Source organism: Hymenobacter sp. BT491 (genome assembly GCF_014349165.1).
Taxonomy (GTDB): Bacteria; Bacteroidota; Bacteroidia; order Cytophagales; family Hymenobacteraceae; genus Hymenobacter; species Hymenobacter jejuensis.
This window is the reverse complement of record NZ_JACSJJ010000003.1, coordinates 634,824-658,627: the sequence shown is the minus strand read 5'-3', so window position 1 is coordinate 658,627 and position 23,804 is coordinate 634,824. Positions and strand designations below refer to the sequence as shown.

General features: G+C 47.7%; 27 protein-coding genes. All 27 read left to right on the top strand.

Going from position 1 to position 23,804, the window contains the following annotated elements; translation table 11 throughout:
* Positions 1 to 92 precede the first annotated feature (92 nt).
* The 27 genes from rpoB to rpsE all read left to right on the top strand — a co-directional run bounded on the left by rpoB (position 93) and on the right by rpsE (position 23,802).
* Complete coding sequence (gene rpoB / locus H9I52_RS14380; protein WP_187454803.1) at positions 93 to 3,968, top strand: DNA-directed RNA polymerase subunit beta; 3,876 nt, start codon at positions 93 to 95, stop codon at positions 3,966 to 3,968.
* 170 nt (positions 3,969 to 4,138) lie between these two features.
* On the top strand, positions 4,139 to 8,488 hold the full coding sequence (rpoC, locus tag H9I52_RS14375) for a DNA-directed RNA polymerase subunit beta' (RefSeq protein ID WP_187454411.1): 4,350 nt from the start codon (positions 4,139 to 4,141) through the stop codon (positions 8,486 to 8,488).
* Positions 8,489 to 8,605: 117 nt separating this feature from the next.
* Positions 8,606 to 8,938 (top strand): DUF3467 domain-containing protein, encoded by a 333-nt coding sequence (locus H9I52_RS14370; RefSeq protein ID WP_139515896.1) that lies wholly within the window; start codon positions 8,606 to 8,608, stop codon positions 8,936 to 8,938.
* Between the two features lie 71 nt (positions 8,939 to 9,009).
* The gene (locus tag H9I52_RS14365; protein ID WP_187454410.1) at positions 9,010 to 9,762 is read left to right on the top strand and encodes a class I SAM-dependent methyltransferase; all 753 of its coding nucleotides are present in this window, start codon (positions 9,010 to 9,012) and stop codon (positions 9,760 to 9,762) included.
* Positions 9,763 to 9,968: 206 nt separating this feature from the next.
* Complete coding sequence (gene rpsL, locus H9I52_RS14360; RefSeq protein WP_139515898.1) at positions 9,969 to 10,397, top strand: 30S ribosomal protein S12; 429 nt, start codon at positions 9,969 to 9,971, stop codon at positions 10,395 to 10,397.
* Positions 10,398 to 10,503: 106 nt separating this feature from the next.
* Positions 10,504 to 10,971, top strand: a complete 468-nt coding sequence (gene rpsG, locus H9I52_RS14355) for a 30S ribosomal protein S7 (protein WP_139515899.1) — start codon at positions 10,504 to 10,506, stop codon at positions 10,969 to 10,971.
* Positions 10,972 to 11,077: 106 nt separating this feature from the next.
* Positions 11,078 to 13,222: an elongation factor G gene (fusA, locus tag H9I52_RS14350; protein ID WP_139515900.1), complete on the top strand. Its 2,145-nt coding sequence runs from the start codon at positions 11,078 to 11,080 to the stop codon at positions 13,220 to 13,222.
* A gap of 21 nt (positions 13,223 to 13,243) precedes the next feature.
* Positions 13,244 to 13,549: a 30S ribosomal protein S10 gene (rpsJ, locus tag H9I52_RS14345; protein WP_044515480.1), complete on the top strand. Its 306-nt coding sequence runs from the start codon at positions 13,244 to 13,246 to the stop codon at positions 13,547 to 13,549.
* 156 nt (positions 13,550 to 13,705) lie between these two features.
* On the top strand, positions 13,706 to 14,980 hold the full coding sequence (locus tag H9I52_RS14340) for an O-antigen ligase family protein (protein WP_187454409.1): 1,275 nt from the start codon (positions 13,706 to 13,708) through the stop codon (positions 14,978 to 14,980).
* 269 nt (positions 14,981 to 15,249) lie between these two features.
* Positions 15,250 to 15,870, top strand: coding sequence for a 50S ribosomal protein L3 (gene rplC, locus H9I52_RS14335; RefSeq protein WP_139515902.1), 621 nt, complete (start codon positions 15,250 to 15,252; stop codon positions 15,868 to 15,870).
* Positions 15,871 to 15,876: 6 nt separating this feature from the next.
* Positions 15,877 to 16,515 (top strand): 50S ribosomal protein L4, encoded by a 639-nt coding sequence (gene rplD, locus H9I52_RS14330; protein WP_187454408.1) that lies wholly within the window; start codon positions 15,877 to 15,879, stop codon positions 16,513 to 16,515.
* Positions 16,515 to 16,802: a 50S ribosomal protein L23 gene (rplW, locus tag H9I52_RS14325; protein WP_139515904.1), complete on the top strand. Its 288-nt coding sequence runs from the start codon at positions 16,515 to 16,517 to the stop codon at positions 16,800 to 16,802. Before rplD ends, rplW begins: the two co-directional genes overlap by 1 nt.
* Before the next feature lie 43 nt (positions 16,803 to 16,845).
* Positions 16,846 to 17,673, top strand: a complete 828-nt coding sequence (rplB, locus tag H9I52_RS14320; RefSeq protein ID WP_139515905.1) for a 50S ribosomal protein L2 — start codon at positions 16,846 to 16,848, stop codon at positions 17,671 to 17,673.
* A gap of 3 nt (positions 17,674 to 17,676) precedes the next feature.
* Positions 17,677 to 17,955 (top strand): 30S ribosomal protein S19, encoded by a 279-nt coding sequence (gene rpsS / locus H9I52_RS14315; RefSeq protein WP_139515906.1) that lies wholly within the window; start codon positions 17,677 to 17,679, stop codon positions 17,953 to 17,955.
* A 1-nt stretch (position 17,956) separates the two neighbouring features.
* Positions 17,957 to 18,433: a 50S ribosomal protein L22 gene (gene rplV, locus H9I52_RS14310; RefSeq protein ID WP_187454407.1), complete on the top strand. Its 477-nt coding sequence runs from the start codon at positions 17,957 to 17,959 to the stop codon at positions 18,431 to 18,433.
* 5 nt (positions 18,434 to 18,438) lie between these two features.
* A complete protein-coding gene (rpsC, locus tag H9I52_RS14305) occupies positions 18,439 to 19,293 on the top strand; it encodes a 30S ribosomal protein S3 (RefSeq protein ID WP_187454406.1) in 855 nt (284 codons plus the stop codon).
* Between the two features lie 34 nt (positions 19,294 to 19,327).
* Complete coding sequence (rplP, locus tag H9I52_RS14300) at positions 19,328 to 19,753, top strand: 50S ribosomal protein L16 (RefSeq protein WP_139515909.1); 426 nt, start codon at positions 19,328 to 19,330, stop codon at positions 19,751 to 19,753.
* 1 nt (position 19,754) lies between these two features.
* A complete protein-coding gene (gene rpmC / locus H9I52_RS14295) occupies positions 19,755 to 19,967 on the top strand; it encodes a 50S ribosomal protein L29 (RefSeq protein ID WP_139515910.1) in 213 nt (70 codons plus the stop codon).
* A 3-nt stretch (positions 19,968 to 19,970) separates the two neighbouring features.
* A complete protein-coding gene (gene rpsQ, locus H9I52_RS14290; RefSeq protein ID WP_139515911.1) occupies positions 19,971 to 20,261 on the top strand; it encodes a 30S ribosomal protein S17 in 291 nt (96 codons plus the stop codon).
* A gap of 1 nt (position 20,262) precedes the next feature.
* Positions 20,263 to 20,631, top strand: coding sequence for a 50S ribosomal protein L14 (rplN, locus tag H9I52_RS14285; RefSeq protein ID WP_139515912.1), 369 nt, complete (start codon positions 20,263 to 20,265; stop codon positions 20,629 to 20,631).
* 3 nt (positions 20,632 to 20,634) lie between these two features.
* Positions 20,635 to 20,901, top strand: coding sequence for a 50S ribosomal protein L24 (gene rplX / locus H9I52_RS14280; protein WP_139515913.1), 267 nt, complete (start codon positions 20,635 to 20,637; stop codon positions 20,899 to 20,901).
* Between the two features lie 15 nt (positions 20,902 to 20,916).
* Positions 20,917 to 21,477 (top strand): 50S ribosomal protein L5, encoded by a 561-nt coding sequence (rplE, locus tag H9I52_RS14275; protein WP_139515914.1) that lies wholly within the window; start codon positions 20,917 to 20,919, stop codon positions 21,475 to 21,477.
* Positions 21,470 to 21,739 (top strand): 30S ribosomal protein S14, encoded by a 270-nt coding sequence (rpsN, locus tag H9I52_RS14270; RefSeq protein WP_187454405.1) that lies wholly within the window; start codon positions 21,470 to 21,472, stop codon positions 21,737 to 21,739. Before rplE ends, rpsN begins: the two co-directional genes overlap by 8 nt.
* Positions 21,740 to 21,929: 190 nt before the next feature.
* A complete protein-coding gene (gene rpsH, locus H9I52_RS14265; protein ID WP_139515916.1) occupies positions 21,930 to 22,328 on the top strand; it encodes a 30S ribosomal protein S8 in 399 nt (132 codons plus the stop codon).
* Between the two features lie 18 nt (positions 22,329 to 22,346).
* Complete coding sequence (gene rplF / locus H9I52_RS14260) at positions 22,347 to 22,901, top strand: 50S ribosomal protein L6 (RefSeq protein WP_187454404.1); 555 nt, start codon at positions 22,347 to 22,349, stop codon at positions 22,899 to 22,901.
* A gap of 9 nt (positions 22,902 to 22,910) precedes the next feature.
* On the top strand, positions 22,911 to 23,261 hold the full coding sequence (gene rplR, locus H9I52_RS14255) for a 50S ribosomal protein L18 (RefSeq protein WP_139515918.1): 351 nt from the start codon (positions 22,911 to 22,913) through the stop codon (positions 23,259 to 23,261).
* 4 nt (positions 23,262 to 23,265) lie between these two features.
* Positions 23,266 to 23,802, top strand: coding sequence for a 30S ribosomal protein S5 (rpsE, locus tag H9I52_RS14250; protein ID WP_139515919.1), 537 nt, complete (start codon positions 23,266 to 23,268; stop codon positions 23,800 to 23,802).
* Positions 23,803 to 23,804: the final 2 nt, after the last annotated feature.

Sequence of the window (23,804 nt, the reverse complement as noted above, 5' to 3'; positions counted from 1 at the left end):
GCACCGGGCTTCTGTTGGGTTACCAATTGCATCCTCTCAGTGTCCATTTTCTAACCCCACATACATTGGCTACACCGAAAGCAAATGCAGCACTGCAAAAATTGCAGGCTGCTGACGAGCGGATCAATTTCGCCAAGATTAAAAAGGTTATCGAGTATCCCGACTTCCTAGACGTGCAAGTACGCTCGTTTATGGATTTCTTCCAGTTGGAGACGGCCGCCGAGAACCGGACCGACGAGGGGCTCTTCAAGGTTTTCGCCGAGAACTTTCCAATTTCGGATTCGCGCGAAAACTTTGTTTTAACATTTATTGATTATCACGTCGATCCACCGAAATACTCAGTGGATGAGTGCATTGACAGGGGCCTGACTTATTCGGTACCTCTGAAAGCTAAGCTGCGTCTGGTGTGTAACGACACGGACAACGAAGATTTTGAAACGATTGAGCAGGAAGTGTTTTTGGGTAACATCCCATACATGACCGAAAAAGGCTCATTCGTTATCAATGGTGCTGAGCGGGTTATTGTATCGCAATTGCACCGTTCGCCAGGCGTATTCTTTGCTCAAAGCAAGCACACAAACGGCACGAAATTATATTCAGCGCGCATCATTCCGTTCAAGGGTTCGTGGATTGAGTTTGCCACGGACGTGAACAATGTAATGTATGCGTACATCGACCGGAAAAAGAAGTTTCCGGTGACCACGCTTCTTCGGGCAATCGGTTACGGCACGGATAAAGACATTCTCGACTTGTTCGGCTTATCTGAGGAAGTGAAAGCTGAGAAGAAAGCTCTGAAGAAGGCAGTGGGCCGCAAGCTGGCTGCCCGGGTTCTGCGCACTTGGACAGAAGATTTCGTGGACGAGGATACCGGTGAAGTGGTATCTATTGATCGTAACGAAGTACTGCTAGAGCGTGACTCGACTATTGAGGAGGAAGATATTGACACTATTCTGAATGCGGGTGCCAAGTCGGTAATCCTTCATCGGGAAAACGTGAATATTGCTGACTTCGCAATCATTTATAACACACTTCAGAAGGACAACTCTAACTCGGAGAAAGAAGCCGTTGAGCAAATCTATCGTCAGCTCCGCAACACGGAAGCCCCTGATGAAGAAACCGCTCGTGACATCATCCAAAAGCTGTTTTTCTCGGATAAGCGCTACGACCTTGGTGACGTAGGCCGCTACCGGATCAATAAAAAGCTGGGCCTTGATAAGAACTGGGATGCGCGCGTTCTAACGAACGAAGACATTGTGCTGATTGTCAAGTACTTAATCGGTTTGATAAATTCCAAGGCAGTAGTCGATGATATTGACCATTTGTCGAATCGTCGGGTACGCACGGTAGGGGAGCAGCTTTACGCCCAATTTGGTGTAGGTCTGGCCCGTATGGCGCGTACTATCAAGGAGCGCATGAACGTGCGTGATAATGAGGACTTTAAGCCTGTTGACTTAATCAACGCGCGTACGCTGTCGTCGGTAATCAACTCGTTCTTCGGCACTAATCAGCTTTCCCAGTTCATGGACCAGACTAACCCGTTGGCTGAGGTGACGCATAAGCGTCGCGTATCGGCATTGGGACCAGGAGGTCTATCGCGGGAGCGTGCAGGTTTCGAAGTACGTGACGTTCATTACACGCACTATGGTCGTCTTTGCACGATCGAAACACCGGAAGGACCAAACATCGGTCTGATTTCGTCGTTGTGCGTGCATGCTCGTGTCAATTCGATGGGATTCATCGAAACTCCTTACCGTGCTGTAGAGAACGGTAAAGTTGACGTTAGTGAGAACGTAAAATATCTGACTGCTGAAGAGGAAGATACTCACCACATTGCACAGGCCAACGCCCGTATTGATGATGAGGGTAACTTCATTAACGATTTGGTAAAAGGACGTTTTGAAGGTGACTTCCCGGTTGTAGAACCGCAGGAGTATACCTATATGGACGTTGCCCCAAACCAGATTGTATCGGTAGCTGCTTCACTGATTCCATTCTTGGAACATGATGACGCCAACCGTGCGCTGATGGGATCGAACATGCAACGCCAAGCAGTGCCGCTGTTGAAGCCACAAGCTCCAATCGTGGGTACTGGTCTGGAGGGTCGTACTGCAATTGACTCACGTGCACTGGTAGTAGCCGAAGGCTCAGGTATTATCGATTATGTTGATGCTAATAAGATCATCGTTAAGTACGATCTTACGGAAGACGACATCTTAGTGAGCTTCGATGCTGAACGGGTTTCTTATGACCTGATCAAATTCCGTCGGACTAACCAAGATACCTGCATCAACTTGACTCCGATTGTAAAACGCGGTCAGCGCGTGGAGAAGGGCCAACCGCTATGCGAAGGCTACGGCACCAACAACGGTGAACTGGCTTTGGGTCGTAACATGCAAGTGGCGTTTATGCCATGGCAGGGTTACAACTTCGAGGATGCTATCGTGATCTCGGAGCGTGTAGTTCGTGACGACATCTTCACTTCGATTCACATCGAAGAATTTGAGTTGGAAGTTCGCGAAACCAAGCGTGGCGAAGAAGAACTGACGTCGGAGATTCCGAACGTGAGCGAAGAAGCTGTTCGAAATCTCGACGACAACGGTATCATCCGTTTAGGCGCTGAAGTTCGAGAAGGTGATATTCTTATTGGTAAGATTACGCCGAAAGGTGAAACTGATCCGACTCCAGAAGAGAAGCTACTCCGCGCCATCTTTGGTGACAAAGCCGGCGATGTGAAGGATGCCTCGCTTAAGGCGCCGCCCTCACTCAATGGGGTTGTTATCGGTACGAAGCTATTCTCACGTCCGAAGAAGGATAAGAACCTGCGCGCCAAGTCGAAGAAGGAAGTAGAAGAGTTGAAAGACCGCTACGCCCAAGAGCTTCGTGGTGTGAAATCGGTGATGGTTGACAAGCTCGTGCAATTGCTGGAAGGCAAGACGTCGCAAGGCATTAAGCACAAGTTTGGCGATGAAATCCTGAGCAAAGGCGTGAAGTTTGGCAAGAAGAATATCGCTGAAGCGCTCTTCCCCGAAAAAAACCCTTACAAGGACGAGAGCAACTACGCTGTGCCGGAAGAGGTCAACATGTTCAAAGACCTCATGCTGGACAACTGGACTGCTGATGACAAAGTGAATGGCATGGTGACGCAATTGGTGAAAAACTATACCAAGCGTCGCAACACCATCACTGCCCGTTTCAAGCGCGACCGGTTTACACTGGAAGTAGGAGATGAGCTTCCCGCTGGCATCGTACAGTTAGCCAAAGTATACATCGCCAAGAAGCGTAAGCTGAAAGTGGGTGATAAGATGGCTGGTCGTCACGGTAACAAGGGGGTTGTAGCCCGTATCGTTCGCGATGAGGATATGCCTTTCTTGCCAGATGGTACGCCCATGGACATCGTGCTTAACCCGCTCGGTGTACCTAGCCGTATGAACATCGGCCAGATCTATGAGACTGTGTTGGGCTGGGCTGGCTTGAAGCTGGGCCGTACCTACGCTACCCCAATTTTCGACGGTGCTACCGAAGAGGAAGTATCGCGCGAATTGACGGAAGCTGGTCTGCCAACCTTTGGCCGGGCTTACTTGCACGATGGCCTGACGGGTCAGCGTTTCGACCAGCCGGTAACGGTTGGTGTCATCTACATGCTGAAGCTGGGTCACCTTGTCGATGACAAGATGCACGCTCGTTCGATCGGACCCTACTCGCTCATCACGCAGCAGCCGCTGGGTGGTAAGGCGCAGTTCGGTGGTCAGCGTTTCGGCGAGATGGAAGTGTGGGCACTGGAAGCCTTCGGTGCGTCGAACGTGCTGCAGGAAATCCTGACGGTAAAATCGGACGACGTTATCGGCCGGGCCAAAGCGTACGAAGCCATTGTAAAAGGCGACGTATTGCCGAAGCCAAATATCCCCGAGTCATTCAACGTACTCATTCACGAGTTGCGCGGTCTAGCCCTGGAAATCACACTTGATTAAGCTGTTTGGTGTAGGTTGTTGACTGTCAATGTGTTGTATATTGACAGTCAGCAACTTCATCTAACCGCACTTTTATAGAATGTTACTTGTTGGTTTACTCTGGGCCAAGACCCTTGGTGTTGATAAACTAACAGCTTACAGCCATCAGCTAACAGCTTAAACCCACACAAATGGCGTTTGCAAAAAACAAGAAACTGGTGCAAGACTTCTCGAAAGTCACCATTTCGCTAGCCTCGCCCGAATCCATCTTGGAGCGGTCGAACGGTGAAGTTGTGAAACCCGAGACGATCAACTACCGGACGTACAAACCCGAAATGGGTGGCCTGTTCTGCGAGCGGATTTTCGGTCCTGTGAAGGACTGGGAATGCCACTGCGGCAAGTACAAGCGCATTCGTTACAAAGGCATCATCTGCGACCGTTGCGGCGTGGAGGTGACCGAGAAGAAAGTACGTCGTGAGCGGATGGGCCACATCGAACTGGTGGTGCCTGTTGCTCACATTTGGTATTTCAAGTCGCTGCCCAACAAAATCGGCTATCTGCTGGGCCTGCCCACCAAGAAGCTCGACCAGATCATTTACTACGAGCGCTACGTGGTAGTGCAACCGGGCGTGCTGGCCGAAGAGGGCGTACAGCAACTTGACTTCCTTACGGAAGATGAGTACCTCGACATCATCGACAAACTCCCCCGGGAGAATCAGATGTTGCCGAACGAAGATCCTAATAAGTTCATCGCTCGCATGGGTGCTGATGCTCTGCAACTTCTGTTGGAGCGCATCAACCTCGACGAGCTTTCTTATAGCCTCCGGGACTCGGCTGCGCATGAAACTTCGCAACAGCGTAAAGCTGAGGCACTTAAGCGTTTGCGCGTAGTTGAAGCGTTCCGTGATGCTGCAACTCGCATTGAGAACAAGCCCGAGTGGATGGTAATTCGCATGGTACCGGTAATTCCACCGGAACTGCGTCCGCTTGTGCCGTTGGATGGTGGTCGTTTTGCTACATCCGACTTGAACGACCTGTACCGCCGCGTTATCATCCGTAACAACCGCCTTAAGCGCCTGATCGAAATCAAAGCGCCCGAGGTGATTCTGCGGAACGAGAAACGCATGTTGCAGGAAGCCGTTGACTCGCTCTTCGACAACTCGCGTAAGGTAAACGCCGTGCGCGCCGAAGGTAACCGCGCCCTGAAGTCGCTGTCCGATATGCTGAAAGGCAAGCAGGGCCGCTTCCGTCAGAACCTGCTCGGTAAGCGTGTAGACTACTCCGGCCGTTCGGTAATCGTAGTGGGTCCTGAGTTGAAACTGCACGAGTGTGGTTTGCCCAAGAACATGGCGGCCGAGCTGTTCAAACCGTTCATCATCCGTAAGCTCATCGAGCGCGGTATCGTGAAGACGGTAAAATCAGCGAAGAAAATCGTTGACCGTAAGGACGCCGTAGTATGGGACATCTTGGAGAACGTTCTGAAGGGCCACCCCGTCCTGCTGAACCGTGCTCCTACGTTGCACCGTCTGGGTATCCAAGCTTTCCAGCCTCGCCTCATCGAGGGTAAAGCTATTCAGCTGCACCCACTCGTTTGTACGGCCTTTAACGCTGACTTTGACGGTGACCAGATGGCTGTGCACGTTCCGCTTGGGCCGGCCGCTATTTTGGAAGCTTCGATGCTTATGCTCGCGTCGCACAACATCCTGAACCCCGCCAACGGCGCACCCATCGCGGTACCGTCGCAGGACATGGTTTTGGGCCTGTATTATGTGACTAAAGGCAAGCGCAGTACACTCGAAGAGAAGATCGACGGCGAAGACATGACTTTCTACTCTTCGGAGGAAGTAGTTATTGCCATCAACGAAGGTCGCCTCTCGAAGCACGCTTATATTAAGGTTCGGACGAAGGTTCGCGACGAAAATGACAACTTGGTGACGAAAATCATCGAGACTGTTGCAGGTCGTGTGCTCTTCAACGAGTTTGTGCCAGAAGAAGTAGGTTTCGTAGATGAGTTGCTGACGAAGAAGAAGCTTCAGCAAATTATTTCGTTGGTGTTCAAGCGGACCGGTATGGCTCGCACAGCACAGTTCCTCGACGACATCAAGACGCTGGGTTTCCAGTCGGCTTACAAAGGTGGTCTGTCGATGGGCTTGGGTGATATCCAAATTCCAAAGGAAAAGGACGAACTCGTGCTGCAAGCGCAAAACGACGTGAAGGCGGTAACTCAGAACTATCAGATGGGTCTGATTACCGATAACGAGCGTTACAACCAAGTAATTGACATCTGGACGCGTATCAACAACCAGATCACTGAAACCCTTATGGGCCGCCTCGAAAAGGAGAACCAGGGCTTCAACTCGATCTACATGATGATGCACTCCGGTGCCCGCGGTTCGCGTGAGCAGATTCGTCAGCTCGGCGGTATGCGTGGTCTGATGGCCAAGCCTCAGAAATCGTTGCAAGGTTCAGTAGGTGAGATCATCGAGAACCCGATTCTGTCTAACTTCAAAGAAGGTTTGGACGTAATCGAGTACTTTATCTCAACTCACGGTGCTCGTAAAGGTCTGGCTGACACCGCGTTGAAAACGGCTGATGCTGGTTATTTAACTCGTCGTTTGGTAGACGTGTCGCAAGACGTGATCGTAAACGAAGTAGACTGCGGAACACTCCGTGGCCTCGAGGTTTCGGCGCTGAAAGACAACGAAGACGTAGTAGAATCACTGGCTGAACGTATTCTTGGTCGCGTAGCTGTTCACGACATCGTGGATCCGCACACCGACGAAATCATTCTGGCAGCAGGTGAGGAAATCACGGAGGAGTACACCCGCATGATCGACAATACAGCCATTGAGACGGTAGAAATCCGTTCGGTGCTGACTTGCGAATCCAAGCGTGGTATCTGCGCCAAATGCTACGGCCGTAACCTTTCAACTGGCCGTATGGTGCAGAAAGGTGAAGCTGTTGGTGTTATCGCGGCTCAGTCCATTGGTGAGCCTGGTACCCAGTTGACGTTGCGTACTTTCCACGTAGGTGGTACGGCTTCTAACATTGCGGTTGAGGCCAGCATCCGGGCTAAATTCGCCGGTACTGTTGAGTTCGAAGATATCCGTACGGTTGATTCGACCAACGCTGAAGGCGAAAAGGTGAAGGTTGTAATGGGACGTTCGGGCGAAGTTCGGCTTGTAGAACCTACCACGGGTAAAGTCTTCATTTCCAACCACGTACCTTACGGTTCCTTCTTGCTCGTTGACGAAGGTCAGCAAGTCGAGAAAGGCCAAGAGCTTTGCAACTGGGATCCGTATAATGCTGTCATCCTCTCGGAGTTTGATGGTACGGTTCAATATGATGCTATCACTGAGGGTGTTACCTACCGTGAAGAATCGGATGAACAAACGGGTCACCGTGAAAAGGTAATCATTGAGTCTCGCGATAAGGCGCAGAACCCCTCTATCATCGTGAAAGCGACGAAAAAGGGCGATGCCGAGCCGCAAAAAGGGTATAGCATCCCGGTTGGTTCGCACATCAACGTGGAGAACGGCGAGAAGATCAAAGCCGGTCACATCTTGGCTAAGATTCCGCGTGCTGTGGGCAAAACCCGCGACATTACCGGTGGTCTGCCCCGTGTTACCGAACTCTTTGAAGCTCGTAACCCGTCGAACCCCGCCGTTGTATCGGAGATCGATGGTGTAGTAACCTATGGTACCGTGAAGCGTGGTAACCGTGAAATCTTCGTCGAGTCGAAAGACGGCGTGAAGAAGAAATACATGGTACCGCTGTCGAAGCACATCCTGGTACAGGACAACGACTTCATCCGGGCTGGTATGCCGCTTTCAGACGGTGCTATCACGCCGTCCGACATCCTGAGCATTCAGGGACCAGGCGCGGTGCAGGAGTACCTTGTAAATGAGATCCAAGAGGTATACCGCTTGCAAGGTGTGAAGATCAACGACAAGCACATCGAGGTGGTAGTGCGCCAGATGATGCAGAAGGTTGTGATTCTGGATGCTGGTGACACAACCTTCCTTGAACACCAAGTGATTGATAAGATCATCTTCATGGAGGAGAATGATACTATCATCGACATGAAGGTGGTGACTGAAGCTGGTGATTCTCCGAACCTGAAGCCTGGCCAGATTGTGAGTGCTCGTCGTTTGCGCGATGAGAACTCTAGCCTGAAGCGCCGCGACCTCAAACTCGTGGAAGTACGTGACGCTCAGCCTGCTGTGTCTCGTCCTACCTTGCAAGGTATTACGCAAGCCTCGTTGGGCACCCAATCGTTCATCTCGGCCGCTTCCTTCCAGGAAACTACCAAGGTGTTGTCAGAAGCTGCCATCCGTGGCAAGGCTGACGAACTGTTGGGCCTGAAAGAGAACGTAATCGTGGGGCACCTCATTCCAGCAGGTACTGGTCTGCGCGAGTACACTCGCCAAATCGTAGGGTCGAAGGACGAACTCGAAACTCTGCAAGCCTCGAAAGCCGAAGCTCCTGAGCCGAAGCGTTCGTCGCGGGTAGGCAGACGCGAAACTTCCGTTCAGGAATAAGCACTGCTGATACTATAAGAGAAAAAGCCGATCGGAGGAATCCGATCGGCTTTTTCTTTTGGGTAGCTTTAGTTCTTCGGTTTTCGTACCTACATATCAAAACTTGTTTTCAATCCTATGTCTCAACAACCCGACCCCCCGGTTCCACAGGACCCCAACGCCATCAATATCGAGCTCTCAGAAGAAGTCGCTGAAGGCGAATACGCCAATTTGGCGATGATTGCGCACAGCAGCAGCGAGTTCGTGATTGATTTTATACGTCTGATGCCAGGCCTGCCGAAGGCCAAGGTAAAGGCACGCATTGTGGTAACGCCCGAACATGCCAAGCGACTATTAGCAGCTCTTTCAGACAACATTGAGCGGTTTGAACAGACTTTTGGGCCAATCAAACAGCAGCCTGATATGCCAAGCTACCCCATGAACTTCGGTGGAACTATGGGGGAAGCATAAAATTCTGATAATCAATTAATTGTAAATGAAGCTTCTGTTCCGCACAGAAGCTTCTTGTTTTAGATTTGGGTATGGGCTTCCCATCGCTTGATCGCTTTTCGGGGCATGCTGATTTGTATGCACAATACAGGATTGAGTACCCCCCAGAACTATACGCCTACATATACTCACGCTTAGAAAGTAGCATTTCAGCCTGGGATTGCGGTACAGGTAATGGCCAAGTTGCTGCTGCTTTGGCAAAGCATTTCACTCACGTAGAAGCAACCGATATAAGTGAGGCGCAACTGCAAAGGGCAATCCAACTTGATAATATCAAGTATAGCATTAGCTCAGCTGAGCAAACCCAGTTCTCAAGCAACTCTTTTGATCTTATCACGGTTGCACAAGCCTTACATTGGTTTGATGCGGCTGCTTTTCATCAGGAAGTATATCGTGTTGCCAAGCCTCAGGCAATTATTGCAGAGTGGGGGTACAGCTTGCTGAAGGTGAATCAAAGCATCGATCCTATTGTTGAGCACTTCTATGCCGAAACAATCGGGGCTTACTGGGATAGTAATCGCAAGCATATTGATGACCGATTCTCTAAAATTCCTTTCCCGTTCGCTGAGGTAGAACACCGCGAATTCAAAATCGAGCTAGAATGGGATGCGGAAAGATTCCTGAATTATCTGCGCACGTGGTCCAGTGTTCAGCAGTACCAGCAGCAAAACAATAGCGACCCACTTCTTCTCATATCTGATCAGGTAAGAAGAGCTTGGGGAGAACAAAAGCAAGTCGTTGAGTTTCCTGTATTTATACGAACAGGTAGGTTAAGCAAGCTCTGACTTGGCAGGATAACATAAGTTAAGAAGACTTATATTCCTGCTATTAGCCGCTAAATGCATGATTCTGAGAATTTAACCACTTCTCTTGCCAACTCTGCTCTCCTAAAATTATCTATTTCAACACGTTTGCTATTGTAAACCAGAGTCTATACCTTTGCAAGCCTAATTTTTTGGGAGAAGACCCTCCTCGACAAACCATTCCGTAGATGCCTACCATCAACCAGTTAGTACGCAAAGGAAGAGAGAAGCTTACGACTAAGTCGAAGTCGCCCGCTCTCGACTCTTGCCCGCAGCGCCGTGGCGTTTGCACCCGTGTATATACCACTACGCCTAAAAAGCCGAACTCGGCAATGCGTAAAGTCGCTCGTGTGCGTCTCACCAACGGCAAAGAAGTCAACGCCTATATTCCAGGTGAAGGCCACAACCTGCAGGAGCACTCAATCGTGCTGATTCGCGGTGGCCGGGTTAAAGACTTGCCAGGCGTGCGTTATCACATCATCCGTGGCGCTCTCGACACGGCAGGTGTTAACGGCCGTTTGCAGCGTCGCTCGAAATACGGTGCAAAGCGCCCGAAGCCAGGTCAACCAGCTGCTACCGGCAAAGGTGGCAAGCCAGCACCAGGCAAGAAGAAATAATTTTTAGGGGCTTGGGGTCTTGAGGACTTAGGGAAGTGGGTTTTGTAACAGGAACCTGCATGACTAAGTCCCCAAGACCCTGAGACCCCAAGTCCCTAACAGCAATATGAGAAAGTCAAAACCAAAGAAGCGCATTCTCCTGCCCGATCCTAAGTACAAGGAGACGCTAGTAACCCGTTTCGTCAACTACATGATGTACGACGGGAAAAAGAATCTTGCTTACACTATTTTCTACGATGCCTGCGAAATTGTAGAGCAGCGTACCAAGGAGAATGGCCTGGAAATGTGGCGCAAGGCCCTGAATAATGTAATGCCTACCGTAGAAGTTAAGAGCCGCCGAGTAGGTGGTGCTACCTTCCAAGTGCCTACTGAAGTTCGTCCTGATCGCCGCATTTCGGTTGGTGCCAAGTGGATGATTCAATACGCTCGTCGTCGTGGTGAAAAGACCATGAAGGACAAGTTGGCAGGTGAGATTATTGCTGCTGCTAAAGGTGAAGGTGCTGCTGTTAAGAAAAAAGACGATACGCACCGGATGGCCGAAGCAAACAAAGCTTTCTCGCACTTCCGCTTCTAATCTAGACATACAGAGATTTTAGGAGTTGAGGACTTAGTGAATCGGAATACTTTTTTCCGTGTTCTAAGTCCTCAAGTCATAAAGTCCCTAAGTCATAAACAAAGCAATGGCCGTTAACAAAGACCTGCATTTCCTCCGAAACATCGGGATTATGGCGCACATCGACGCCGGTAAAACCACGACTTCGGAGCGCATTCTTTACTATACCGGAAAAACCCACAAGATCGGGGAAGTGCACGAAGGTGCCGCCACGATGGACTGGATGGAACAGGAGCAGGAGCGTGGTATTACTATTACTTCTGCTGCTACCACCACGTTTTGGAATTATCCAACTGATGCCAATGGCGATCCTACGCCGGAGACTAAGCAGTATAAAATTAACCTAATCGATACTCCTGGCCACGTTGACTTCACTGTAGAAGTTGAACGTTCGTTGCGAGTATTAGACGGTGCGGTAGCCCTTTTCTGTGCTGTATCGGGTGTAGAGCCCCAGTCAGAAACGGTTTGGCGCCAAGCCGATAAGTACAAGGTTCCGCGCATTTGCTTCGTCAATAAGATGGACCGTGCAGGAGCTGACTTCTTCAAAGCTGTAGCCGAGATCAAGGATAAGCTGGGTGCTAACCCTGTCCCACTGCAAATTCCGATTGGCGCTGAAGATACCTTCAAAGGTGTTGTCGACTTGCTGACAGGCAAAGCAATTGTATGGGATGATGCTACCCAGGGTAAGTCATACCACGAAATCCCAGTTCCTGAGGATCTGGTGGAGACTGTAGCCGAATGGCGTCAGAAGCTGGTAGAAAGCGTTGCTGAATACGACGATCTTCTACTAGAAAAGTTCTTTGATGATCCAGAAAGCATTACCCGCGAGGAAATGATGGTGGTAATCCGCAAAGCGGTTATCGACATGAAGTTTTCTCCTGTGATGTGTGGCTCGGCTTTCAAAAATAAAGGTGTACAGTCGATGCTAGATGGCGTAATGGCCTATTTGCCATCGCCGCTTGACATGCCTCCTATCATCGGTACTAATCCCGAGAATGGCGAGGAAATGGAGCGCCATCCCGATAATGATGAGCCTTTTACCGCGCTTGCATTTAAAATTGCAACCGATCCATTCGTAGGACGTCTGTGCTTTTTCCGTTGTTATAGCGGCGTGCTAGAGTCTGGCTCTTACGTATTGAACAACCGTACTGGCAAGAAGGAGCGTATTTCGCGGCTTATGCAGATGCACTCCAATAAGCAAAACCCAATTGATAAAATTCAGGCGGGCGATATTGCAGCTGGGGTTGGTTTCAAAGACATCAAAACGGGCGATACTCTTACCGATGAAAAGTCGCCTATCGTACTCGAATCGATGTCGTTCCCGGAACCGGTAATTGGTTACGCTATTGAGCCAAAAACGCAAGCTGACGTAGATAAGATGGGTATGGCAATTGCCAAGCTCATTGAAGAAGACCCTACTTTGAAGGTAAACACTGACCCTGAAACTGGTCAGACTGTTCTGCGTGGCATGGGTGAGCTTCACTTGGAAATCATTATCGACCGTATGCGTCGTGAGTTCAAGGTGGAAATCAACCAAGGTGCACCGCAGGTTGCTTACAAAGAGATACTTACGAAGAAAGTAGAACACCGCGAAACTTACAAGAAGCAAACCGGTGGTCGTGGTAAGTTTGGTGACATTGTCTTTGAACTCGGCCCTAAAGAAACAGAGCCTGAGAAGCCAGGTTTAGAATTTGACAATGCTATCGTAGGTGGTGTTATCCCCCGCGAATTTATTGCTCCGATTCAGAAAGGTTTCGAAGAGGCAATGAAAAACGGCCCATTGGCTGGTTTCCCTATTGAAGGCATGAAGGTGCGGCTGTTCCACGGTTCGTATCATGATGTTGACTCAGACGCACTGTCTTTCGAACTTGCTGCCCGTGGTGGTTTCCGTGAAGCAGCTCGTCAAGCTGGTCCTAAACTCCTTGAGCCTATTATGGCAGTTGAGGTTGTTTGCCCTGACGAATACACTGGTCCTGTTACCGGTGACCTTAACCGTCGTCGCGGCTTGATGAAAGGTATGGATACCAAAGCTGGTGCTCAAGTTATCAAAGCTGATGTTCCTCTATCGGAATTGTTTGGTTATGTAACTGATCTACGCACTATCTCTTCCGGTCGTGCTTCGGCTTCTCTTACTTTCTCACATTATGAGCAGGTACCTCAGAACTTGGCCGATGGTATTGTTGCTAAACAAAAAGGGAATGCCGTTCGCTAATCCGCTTTAAGACTAAGAATCATGAACCAGAAAATTCGCATTAAGCTCAAGTCTTACGATCATAATCTTGTGGACAAGTCCTCCGAGAAGATTGTAAAAGCGGTAAAGGCTACGGGTGCCATTGTAAGTGGTCCTATTCCACTGCCGACTAACAAAGAAAAATTCACAGTACTGCGTTCGCCACACGTGAACAAAAAGTCTCGTGAGCAATTTCAGCTTTGCACCTATAAGCGCTTAGTTGATATATATTCTACTTCTTCCAAGACAGTGGATGCCTTGATGAAGCTAGAATTGCCAAGCGGCGTTGATGTAGAAATCAAAGTCTGAGGCTTTCCTATTTGTTAATAACAAAACACCCCACAGGTTTTATAAATCCTGTGGGGTGTTTTGTTATTGCACTAACTACGTTAAAGTAAGTTGGAACCTTTGGTATAATCTGTTTGAAGACACTAATATTTGCTTAGTGCTAAAATTGCCTTCTGCATGAATTCTATTTTAAATAAGAGGTACTTGAAGCCGCATTTTCCTCTTGTAGCAACGAGTTTCTGCTCATTAATTATTGCAGGACTTTTCACAAGTAGTTTCTTTAGGATATTACCTAGTATTGGAATAATAGGGTTATTAGTAACCGCTTTAATATATTTTTTACTCTATAGAGAAACCCAGAACAAGGAATTTAAGGTATATATCCCTATTACAGTAGTATTCTTTCTTCATCTGTCAGCTGGATTAAATACTGATGAAGCAAATCGACTTGAATACTGGCGCGATGTGCTTTTGCAATCTCCTTTTTTATTGCTTCCTGTATCTTTTGCAATACTGCCTGAATTTCCTGCTAAATATTTGAGGTGGCTTTGGATTTTCTTTTGTGTTTTGGTATTAGCTTCAGCGATAGTCAGTACGAGTAACTATTTACAACATGTAGAGCAAATAAATGAACAGTACCTAAGGTCAAAAATTATGCCTACAGAGCCTGATCACATCCGCTTTAGCTTGATGGTAACTTTGGCTAGTGCTTTCGGAGTATTGTGGATATATAATGATAAAATAACTAAAGCGAAGAAAGTCAGCATACTAGCTGGTACAATATTTTTGATATTTTTTCAACATCTATTAGCTGTTAGGAGCGGATTAATTACAATGTATGCTGTCGCGGCACTAGCATGGTTATGGTTGCTTGTGAAGTCAAATAGTTATAAGCGAATTATTTTGCTGGCTTTTGTAATGATAATAATACCCCTTATTAGTTATTTGATTTTTCCGACATTTCGTAACAAATTTACAAATACGCGTGAGGACGTTAGTAAAGTAGATAAGATGGAATCTGCTAACAACTATTCTTTAGTAGGTAGGGTATATTCTTATAAAGTTGCTTACTTAATTATTAAAGAGCATCCATGGTTTGGGATCGGTAAGGCTGATATGGATAGTGAGTTGGCAGAGTATTATAAAAAAAACTTTCCAGCAATTAGGCATAAATCATATATTAAGCCCCATAATCAGTTTTTATATAATCTCGTTGCATATGGTATAGTTGGATTAGTTGTATTTTTAGTATTCTTCTTCATGCCATGTGTGCAATTATGGTCTAAACTCAGCCCACTATTAGTAGTGCATTATACTATTCTAACCCTTTCCTTTTTGGTAGAATATACCCTAGAAACACAGATAGGGCTTACCTTCTCTATCCTATTTATTATGCTTGCTATTGAAGGCAACAGGTCGGAAGAGGAAACCTATACATGGAAACCAGCTTGACTGTGAGGCACAACCGCAATTGAGAAGGGCTTTTTACATAAAGAAGCATACCTATTCTACAAGCAAGCGCTATGGCAAGCGATGTTCATTTGTATAGCGTGAAGGGTTTGAAACAGAGATAGCAGCTATTCAATAGGCGATATGTTTAGAATAGAAAAATATTTCCAGATCACATTAGACTTTTAGACCTCTTTTGCCTAGCTTTGCACTCCCATTCTGAAAACGCCACTTGGGCGTTTTCTTTGCGTCTTTAATAAATTTCAATCAGAATGCCTGGCATCATCGGTAAAAAAATCGGTATGACAAGCCTCTTCACTCCGGACGGGAAGAACATTCCTTGCACGCTCATAGAAGCGGGTCCGTGCGTAGTGACGCAGGTTAAAACGCTCGAGAATGACGGCTACACAGCTGTACAACTCGGCTACGGCGAAAAAAAAGCAAAGAACACCACCAAGGCTTTGGCTGGACACTTTGCTAAAGCCGGTACAACTCCCAAGCGAAAACTTGTAGAGTTTCGTTTGGATGCTGAATCTACGTATGCAGCTGGTGCTCAAATCGATGCTAGCTTATTTGAGGAAGGTGAATTTGTTGACGTTGTCGGCACTTCGAAAGGCAAAGGCTTTCAGGGTGTTGTAAAGCGCTACAATTTTGCTGGTGTTGGCGGCCAGACCCACGGTCAGCACAACCGTCTTCGCCACCCAGGTTCTATTGGTGCTTGCTCTTGGCCTTCACGCGTATTCAAAGGAATGCGTATGGCTGGTCGTATGGGCGGTGACCGTGTGAAAGTGCAAAACCTGAAGGTTTTGCGCGTAGTAGCTGATAAGAATCTTATCGTAGTGAGCGGCTCTGTTCCTGGTGCCAAAAATTCTTACGTGGTCCTGGAAAAATAACGCGTGATGGAACTGTCAGTATATAACATCAAGGGTGAAGACACAGGCCGTAAGGTTACTTTGTCAGATGCCGTATTCGGTCTCGAACCTAACGAGCACGTAATGTACCTCGACGTAAAGCACTATTTGGCTAATCAACGCCAAGGTACTCACAAGTCGAAGCAGCGCAACGAGGTTAGCGGTACAACCAAAAAGCTTAAAAAGCAAAAAGGAACTGGCGGCGCTCGGGCAGGCAGCATGAAGTCACCAGTCTTCATTGGCGGTGGTCGCGTGTTCGGTCCTGAGCCGCGTGATTACGGTTTTAAGCTGAATAAAAAGACCAAGCGTCTTGCTCGTCTTTCTGCTTTGTCTGTGTTAGCACAGGAAGGAAAACTTGCTTTGGTAGAGAATATTACTTTCTCTGCGCCTAAGACCAAGGAATTTCTTTCGATTCTCTCCGGTTTAAAGCTGAACAACGGTAAAAAGACCTTGCTAGTGACGGCTACAGCTGATAAGAACGTGATCCTATCGGCTCGCAACATTCAGAAAGTGAAAGTTGCTACGCCCATTGCCTTGAACACGCACGATCTGCTCAACACAGACACTTTGTTGTTGTCAGAGGATGGGTTGAAGTCGTTAGAACAACTCTATACTACTGCTGAGTAATGAGCACGCTGAAAAAACCAATCGTGACCGAAAAGGCCACGGCTCTGAACGAAAAGGGGCAGTATGCTTTTGAAGTAGAGCGCACTGCCAACAAGGTTCAGATTAAAAAGGAGATTGAGCAAATTTATGGTGTGACTGTAACGGGCATTAGCACGATTCGCACCAATGGTAAACTCAAATCCAAGTTCACGAAAGGTGGCTCCGTAACAGGTCGTCGCCCTCATGGCAAAAAGGCTATCGTAACTGTAAAAGAAGGCGACGTAATCGACTTCTATAACGGTATCTAATTGATACAGAAGCCTTTCTGAAAAGCGAATTTAAGCTATATCAATGGCACTCAAAAAACTAAGACCAACATCACCGGGTCAGCGCTTCCGTATCGCTCCTGCCTTCGACGAAATTACGACGTCGACGCCAGAGAAGTCGCTGTTGGCACCCATGGAAAAATCCGGTGGCCGCAACAACGCGGGGAAAATGTCCAACCGCTACATAGGTGGTGGCCACAAGCAAAAGTATCGTATCATCGATTTTAAACGGGATAAAGCTGGTGTTCCAGCTACTGTTAAGACGATTGAGTACGATCCTAACCGTACTGCTCGCATTGCTCTTTTGAGTTATGCTGATGGTGAGAAGCGATATATCATCGCGCCTGCAGGTTTGGCTGTTGGATCTACTGTAGTATCAGGTGCAGCAGCTGCTCCTGAAGTAGGGAACGCTCTTCCGTTACGTGAAATGCCTCTAGGTACCATAGTGCACAACATCGAGTTGATGCCTGGTGCCGGTGCTGCAATGGCGCGGTCGGCTGGTACTTATGCTCAGCTGGTAGCACGTGAAGATAAATACGCAACGTTAAAGTTACCTTCTGGTGAAATGCGCATGGTACTAGTTACCTGCATGGCTACAGTAGGGACTGTGTCAAACGGTGATCATATGAATGTACGTCTCGGCAAAGCTGGGCGTAACCGTTGGTTAGGTCGTCGTCCACGTGTACGTGGTGTTGCAATGAACCCAGTTGATCACCCCATGGGTGGTGGTGAAGGTAAATCGTCTGGTGGTCACCCGCGCAGCCGCAATGGTATCTTCGCTAAAGGTCAGAAGACACGCAACAAAAACAAGTATTCCGAGCAGCTCATCGTTAACCGTAAAGGCAAGAAGTAACCAATGGCACGTTCGCTAAAAAAAGGGCCGTACATTGACTTCCGGCTCGAGAAGAAAGTTCAAGTGATGGAAGACTCTGGCAAGAAGTCGGTGGTGAAGACATGGTCTCGCCGTTCGATGATTTCCCCAGACTTCGTAGGTCACACATTCGCCGTACACAACGGCAATAAGTTCATCCCGGTTTATGTAACGGAGAATATGGTTGGTCACAAGCTCGGTGAGTTTGCCCCAACTCGTAACTTCCGTGGTCACGTAGCCAAGAAAGATAAAGGCAAGCGCTAAGATGGAAGCTACTGCTAAACTCCGCAATGTGCCTACCTCGCCTCGTAAGATGCGTATGGTAGCCAACTTGGTTCGCGGCCAGAAAGTAACTCGTGCTTTAGGCTTGCTAAAATTCGAAGCTAACTCAGGTGCCGAACGCATCGAAAAACTCCTTCTTTCAGCTCTTGCCAACTGGCAGCAAAAGAATGAAGAAGAGCGAATCGAAGATGCAAATCTCTATATAAAAGAGATTTTCGTTGACGAAGGCAGACAATTAAAGCGGTTGCGTCCAGCTCCCCAAGGACGCGGCCACCGCATCCGCAAGCGTAGCAATCATGTGACGCTGGTTATTGATTCGAAAGTAGAACCGATGGGCAGCAAAGCTGCTGCTAAACAAGCTGCTGAGAAAAATCCAGTTGAAGCACAAGCAGGCGCTGTACGCACTCGCCGTAGTTCTTCGAAGAAAACCACTGAAAACAAGGCAGAAGCCTCCGTATAAGCACTATGGGACAGAAAGTAAATCCGGTTGGCTTCCGCTTGGGTGTCATTAAAGGATGGGACTCGAACTGGTACGGTGGCAAGGACTTTGCCGACAAGCTGGTAGAAGACGAAAAAATCCGTAAGTATATTATGGCGCGTATCCCGAAAGGTGGTATTAGCCGCATAGTTATTGAGCGTACTCTAAAGCGCATCACTATTACTATCAATACAGCTCGTCCGGGTGTAGTGATAGGCAAAGGCGGTGCTGAGGTCGATAAGATCAAAGACGAACTGAAGCAGATTACGAGCAAGGACGTTCAGATCAATATCTTCGAAATCAAGCGTCCAGAACTTGATGCTAAACTAGTAGGCGAAAGTATCGCTCAGCAGTTGCAAGCTCGTATTTCATTCCGTAGGGCGATGAAACAAGCCATCCAAGGCGCTATTCGCGTTGGAGCAGAAGGCATCAAAGTACAAGTATCGGGACGTCTTGGCGGTGCTGAGATTGCTCGTACTGAGCAATACAAGGAGGGCCGTACACCTCTGCACACTCTGCGTGCTGATATAGATTATGCTTTATCAGAGGCACAGACTGTGTATGGTAAAATTGGCATAAAGGTATGGGTGATGCGTGGCGAAATATTCGGCAAGCCTGATCTTTCGCCAAACCAGCAGCCCGCTAATCAAGGTAACGACAACCGTAGTAATGATCGTGGCCCACGTGGTGAGCGCGGTGAGCGCGGCGGTGATCGTGGTCCTCGCCGCGATCGTAATGATCGTGGTGGTGATAACCGTGGTGGTGATAACCGTGGTGGTCAGGCTGGAGGCCAACGTCGCGGTGGTGGCGCTGGTGGACAGAACCGTGGGCCACGTCGCTAATCCTTTTCTTCTCGAATCTTTTTTTCGATAACTCATGTTACAACCGAAAAGAACCAAGTATCGGAAGATGCAAAAGGGTCGCGTAACGGGTCTTGCTCATCGCGGCAGCACCATCGACTTTGGTTCATTCGCCATCAAGTCGCTGGAGCAAGCTTGGATCACAGCTCGCCAGATTGAAGCAGCCCGTATCGCCATGACCCGCGCAATGAAGCGCGAAGGTCAAGTATGGATTCGCATTTTCCCTGATAAACCTATCACAAAGAAGCCAGCCGAAGTTCGTATGGGTAAAGGTAAAGGCTCCCCTGAGTATTGGGTAGCTGTTGTAAAACCTGGGACCATTATGTTCGAATCAGACGGTGTGCCTTTGGAAGTGGCGCAAGAATCTTTGCGTCTTGCTGCGCAAAAGCTGCCAGTGAGAACTCAATTTGTTGTTCGTCGCGACTACGTAGAAAGCAAGTAAGATGAAGAACACTGATATCCGCGCCCTTTCGCTAGAAGAGCTGAAGGAGCAAATCAAAGCCGAACAAACCAATGGTCAAACCCTGCGTTTTGCGCATGCTATTTCTCCCTTGGAAAACCCGGTTCGCCTGAAGCATAGCCGCAAGAACATCGCTCGTCTGAAGACTGAGTTGACCCGTCGCGAAAACGAGCAGGCAACCCAAACTGCTAAATAAACGATGGCAACCAACGCAGAACAGCAGGTAACTAACGCTTCCGAGCGTAACCTGCGCAAAGAAATCATTGGGCGCGTAACCAGTTCCAAAATGGACAAGTCCATTACGGTGATGGTGGAAAGCAAAATGAAACACCCGATCTACGGTAAATTTGTGACCAAGAGCACTAAGTTCATGGCTCATGATGAGAACAACGAATGCGGCGAAGGGGACACAGTACGAATTATGTCGACTCGTCCTTTAAGCAAGAGCAAGCGTTGGAGACTAGTAGAGATTATAGAACGCGCTAAATAAGATGATACAGCAAGAATCCCGTCTTACCGTCGCTGATAATAGCGGCGCTAAAGAAGTACTTTGCATTCGTGTCCTAGGGGGTACAGGTAAAAAGTACGCCAGCGTAGGCGATAAGATCGTCGTAGCTATCAAGTCGGCTCTGCCTTCAGGTAACGCTAAAAAAGGCGCTGTATCAAAAGCAGTAGTAGTTCGTACGAAGAAAGAAATCCGTCGTAAAGATGGCTCTTATATTCGCTTCGATGATAACGCTGCTGTATTGCTCAATAACAATGATGAGCCACGTGGCACTCGGATCTTTGGGCCAGTTGCCCGTGAATTGCGTGAAAAGCAATTCATGAAGATTGTTTCGCTGGCTCCTGAAGTTCTCTAAGTGATGGCAACAAAAACTAAAGAACAAAAGCCCGCAAAACTGCATGTTAAGACTGGCGATACCGTAAAGGTTATTGCTGGTGATGAGCGTGGCAAAACCGGCGTGATCAAGTCGGTGAACCGCTCAACACAGCGCGTGATTATAGAAGGTTTGAATCTGGTTACTAAGCACAATAAACCTAGTGCTAAAAACCCACAAGGTGGTATTACCAAGATTGAAGCTCCTATTCATGTGAGTAATGTGCAGCCAATTGATCCGAAAAACGCCTAAACTGGCTCTACGACAATGGCTCGACTGAAAGAGAAATATAATAAGGAAGTGGTACCAGCTCTGCAGGAGAAATTCCAATTTAAGAGCATCATGCAGGTTCCACGGATCACAAAAATCTGTATCAACCGAGGAATTGGTGCTGCAGTAGCTGATAAAAAGCTTGTTGATAACGGAGTTGATGAACTGTCGACTATAACGGGTCAAAAAGCTGTTGCTACTATTGCTAAACGCTCGGTATCTAACTTCAAACTCCGTGAAGGGATGCCAATCGGTGCAAAGGTTACTTTGCGCGGTGAGCGTATGTACGAATTCATGGATCGTTTGCTTACCGTGGCTTTACCACGTGTGCGCGACTTCAAAGGTATTAACGATAAAGGCTTTGATGGTCGTGGTAACTATACATTAGGTATCAAGGAGCAAATTATCTTTCCAGAAATTTCGATAGATAAAATCAAGTCGATTTCTGGTATGGATATTACCTTCGTGACTACCGCCGAAAATGATGAGCAAAGCTACGAGCTTCTCAAAGCATTCGGTATGCCGTTCACCAACGCCAAGAAACAGAATAATGGCTAAGGAATCCGTTAAAGCGCGAGAGAGAAAGCGTATTGCCACAGTTGCTCGTTATGCTGAGAAGCGTAAAGCTTTAAAAGCTGCTAGCGATTATGAAGGACTTGATAAATTGCCTCGTAACGCCTCACCTGTACGTATCCACAACCGTGACAAGATCAATGGTCGCCCTCGTGGTTACATGCGAAAGTTTGGCATCAGCCGTGTTACGTTCCGTGAAATGGCGTTAGCAGGTAAGATACCAGGTGTAACTAAGTCAAGCTGGTAGATGATAATTAAGTTGCTTGTGTATCCTATACACAAGTAACAAGACTTGGCAGGTTGCCGAGAGAAACCATTAGCCGAGCCCTGAAAGTCGAGCTAAGTAGTCTTAACCGAAAATTTCGTCGCCTCTTTCTGTGGTGACGAAATTTTCTTATCTTTGCGGCTCCCTAAAAAGGTCGCTCTTTCTTGATCAAATGAATACAGACCCAATTGCTGATTACCTTACCCGGGTACGTAATGCCATAAAGGCTAATCATCGTGTGGTAGAGATCCCGGCGAGTAACATCAAAAAGGAGATTACGAAAGTTCTCTACAACAAAGGATACATCCAGAGTTACCGTTTTGATGATTCTTCAGTTCAGGGTACAATCAAAATTGCCTTGAAGTATAACCCTGCTACAAAGCAACCTGCTATTACAAAGTTGGAGAGGATTAGTACTCCTGGTTTACGTAAATATGCTCACGTTGAGAATATGCCTCGTGTCCTAAGCGGACTAGGTATTGCAATCTTGTCAACTTCTAAGGGAGTAATGACAGAGAAAGAGGCGAAAGCTGAAAATGTGGGTGGCGAGGTATTGTGCTACGTTTACTAATCGAGGAGGAACTAAACTATGTCACGTATTGGTAAACTGCCGATTAGCTTGCCGACCAATGTTCAGGTCGAGATCAGCAAGGAAAATGAAATTATAGTAAAGGGCCCTAAAGGCACTTTATCAACTCCAGTGGACCGCGATATCATTGTTTCTACAAATGATGGTCAATTGGTGGTAGAACGTCCAACTGAACAAAAGCGTCATAAAGCCATGCATGGTTTGTACCGTTCATTGATCAATAATATGGTCAATGGTGTAAGCAACGGCTTTACCGAGCAACTTGAACTAGTAGGTGTAGGTTACAAAGCCTCCATGGCTGGTACTACATTAGAATTGTCACTTGGATATTCTCATAATATTTTCTTGGCTCTTCCTAAGGAGGTAACTGCTACTGCCGTTACTGAGAAAGGTAAGAATCCAATAGTCACTTTGACTAGTATTGACAAGCAATTGTTAGGTCAAGTAGCTGCCAAGATTCGCTCACTACGTAAAGTTGAGCCTTATAAAGGCAAAGGTGTACGCTTTGTGGGTGAGCAGATTCGTCGCAAAGCTGGTAAAACGGCTTCGAAATAATTTTGCATCATGGCTTTCGATAAAGCAACAAGAAGAAAACGGATCCAGCGCATTATCCGCACAAAGGTGGCTGGCACGTCCGAGCGCCCACGTCTATCAGTATTTCGTAGTAATACGGGCATTTATGCTCAAATTATAGATGATACTGTTGGCCACACGTTGGTAGCTGCTTCCTCAAAGCACGTTTCGGTGGATGGGGGCAACGGAGTAGCCCTCGCTGCCGCTGTAGGCAAAGAACTTGCCTCCCGTGCTCAGGAAAAAGGCATTACGAAAGTGGTATTTGACCGTTCCGGTTATCTCTACCATGGTCGTGTTAAATCATTGGCAGAAGGAGCCCGCGAAGGCGGACTCAATTTCTAAAAGTATGTCGCAAGATAACCGAGGTAACAACCGGGATAAACAAGTAGTGCGCGCCACAGATACAGACCTAAAAGAAAAGGTTGTGGCGATCAACCGTGTAGCCAAAGTGGTAAAAGGTGGTCGTCGCTTTAGCTTTTCTGCAATCGTTGTGGTTGGCGATGGTAATGGCACTGTGGGATTCGGTCTTGGCAAAGCCAACGAAGTTACTGATGCTATTGCTAAAGGAATAGATGATGCAAAAAAGAACCTTGTAAAGGTTCCTTTATATAAGCATACTGTTCCACATGCAATGGAGGGTAAGTATTCAGGCGGTTTTGTTTTAGTACAGCCTGCAGCGGCTGGTACTGGCGTAATTGCCGGTGGAGCTATGCGGGCTGTTTTTGAAAGTGCTGGTATTAAAGATGTCCTTGCGAAATCGAAGGGATCTTCAAACCCTCACAATGTTGTCAAGGCAACTTTCGATGCTTTAAGCAAAATGCGAGATCCGATGACTATTGCTCAGCAACGCGGGATTAGCCTTCAGCGTGTTTTCAACGGCTAAGT

Bases quoted from the DNA above. Each gene is read 5' to 3' on its own strand.
- rpoC (WP_187454411.1), top strand. From the start codon at position 4,139: ATGGCGTTTGCAAAAAACAAGAAACTGGTGCAAGACTTCTCGAAAGTC.
- H9I52_RS14370 (WP_139515896.1), top strand. From the start codon at position 8,606: ATGTCTCAACAACCCGACCCCCCGGTTCCACAGGACCCCAACGCCATC.
- H9I52_RS14365 (WP_187454410.1), top strand. From the start codon at position 9,010: ATGGGCTTCCCATCGCTTGATCGCTTTTCGGGGCATGCTGATTTGTAT.
- rpsL (WP_139515898.1), top strand. From the start codon at position 9,969: ATGCCTACCATCAACCAGTTAGTACGCAAAGGAAGAGAGAAGCTTACG.
- rpsG (WP_139515899.1), top strand. From the start codon at position 10,504: ATGAGAAAGTCAAAACCAAAGAAGCGCATTCTCCTGCCCGATCCTAAG.
- fusA (WP_139515900.1), top strand. From the start codon at position 11,078: ATGGCCGTTAACAAAGACCTGCATTTCCTCCGAAACATCGGGATTATG.
- rpsJ (WP_044515480.1), top strand. From the start codon at position 13,244: ATGAACCAGAAAATTCGCATTAAGCTCAAGTCTTACGATCATAATCTT.
- H9I52_RS14340 (WP_187454409.1), top strand. From the start codon at position 13,706: ATGAATTCTATTTTAAATAAGAGGTACTTGAAGCCGCATTTTCCTCTT.
- rplC (WP_139515902.1), top strand. From the start codon at position 15,250: ATGCCTGGCATCATCGGTAAAAAAATCGGTATGACAAGCCTCTTCACT.
- rplD (WP_187454408.1), top strand. From the start codon at position 15,877: ATGGAACTGTCAGTATATAACATCAAGGGTGAAGACACAGGCCGTAAG.
- rplW (WP_139515904.1), top strand. From the start codon at position 16,515: ATGAGCACGCTGAAAAAACCAATCGTGACCGAAAAGGCCACGGCTCTG.
- rplB (WP_139515905.1), top strand. From the start codon at position 16,846: ATGGCACTCAAAAAACTAAGACCAACATCACCGGGTCAGCGCTTCCGT.
- rpsS (WP_139515906.1), top strand. From the start codon at position 17,677: ATGGCACGTTCGCTAAAAAAAGGGCCGTACATTGACTTCCGGCTCGAG.
- rplV (WP_187454407.1), top strand. From the start codon at position 17,957: ATGGAAGCTACTGCTAAACTCCGCAATGTGCCTACCTCGCCTCGTAAG.
- rpsC (WP_187454406.1), top strand. From the start codon at position 18,439: ATGGGACAGAAAGTAAATCCGGTTGGCTTCCGCTTGGGTGTCATTAAA.
- rplP (WP_139515909.1), top strand. From the start codon at position 19,328: ATGTTACAACCGAAAAGAACCAAGTATCGGAAGATGCAAAAGGGTCGC.
- rpmC (WP_139515910.1), top strand. From the start codon at position 19,755: ATGAAGAACACTGATATCCGCGCCCTTTCGCTAGAAGAGCTGAAGGAG.
- rpsQ (WP_139515911.1), top strand. From the start codon at position 19,971: ATGGCAACCAACGCAGAACAGCAGGTAACTAACGCTTCCGAGCGTAAC.
- rplN (WP_139515912.1), top strand. From the start codon at position 20,263: ATGATACAGCAAGAATCCCGTCTTACCGTCGCTGATAATAGCGGCGCT.
- rplX (WP_139515913.1), top strand. From the start codon at position 20,635: ATGGCAACAAAAACTAAAGAACAAAAGCCCGCAAAACTGCATGTTAAG.
- rplE (WP_139515914.1), top strand. From the start codon at position 20,917: ATGGCTCGACTGAAAGAGAAATATAATAAGGAAGTGGTACCAGCTCTG.
- rpsN (WP_187454405.1), top strand. From the start codon at position 21,470: ATGGCTAAGGAATCCGTTAAAGCGCGAGAGAGAAAGCGTATTGCCACA.
- rpsH (WP_139515916.1), top strand. From the start codon at position 21,930: ATGAATACAGACCCAATTGCTGATTACCTTACCCGGGTACGTAATGCC.
- rplF (WP_187454404.1), top strand. From the start codon at position 22,347: ATGTCACGTATTGGTAAACTGCCGATTAGCTTGCCGACCAATGTTCAG.
- rplR (WP_139515918.1), top strand. From the start codon at position 22,911: ATGGCTTTCGATAAAGCAACAAGAAGAAAACGGATCCAGCGCATTATC.
- rpsE (WP_139515919.1), top strand. From the start codon at position 23,266: ATGTCGCAAGATAACCGAGGTAACAACCGGGATAAACAAGTAGTGCGC.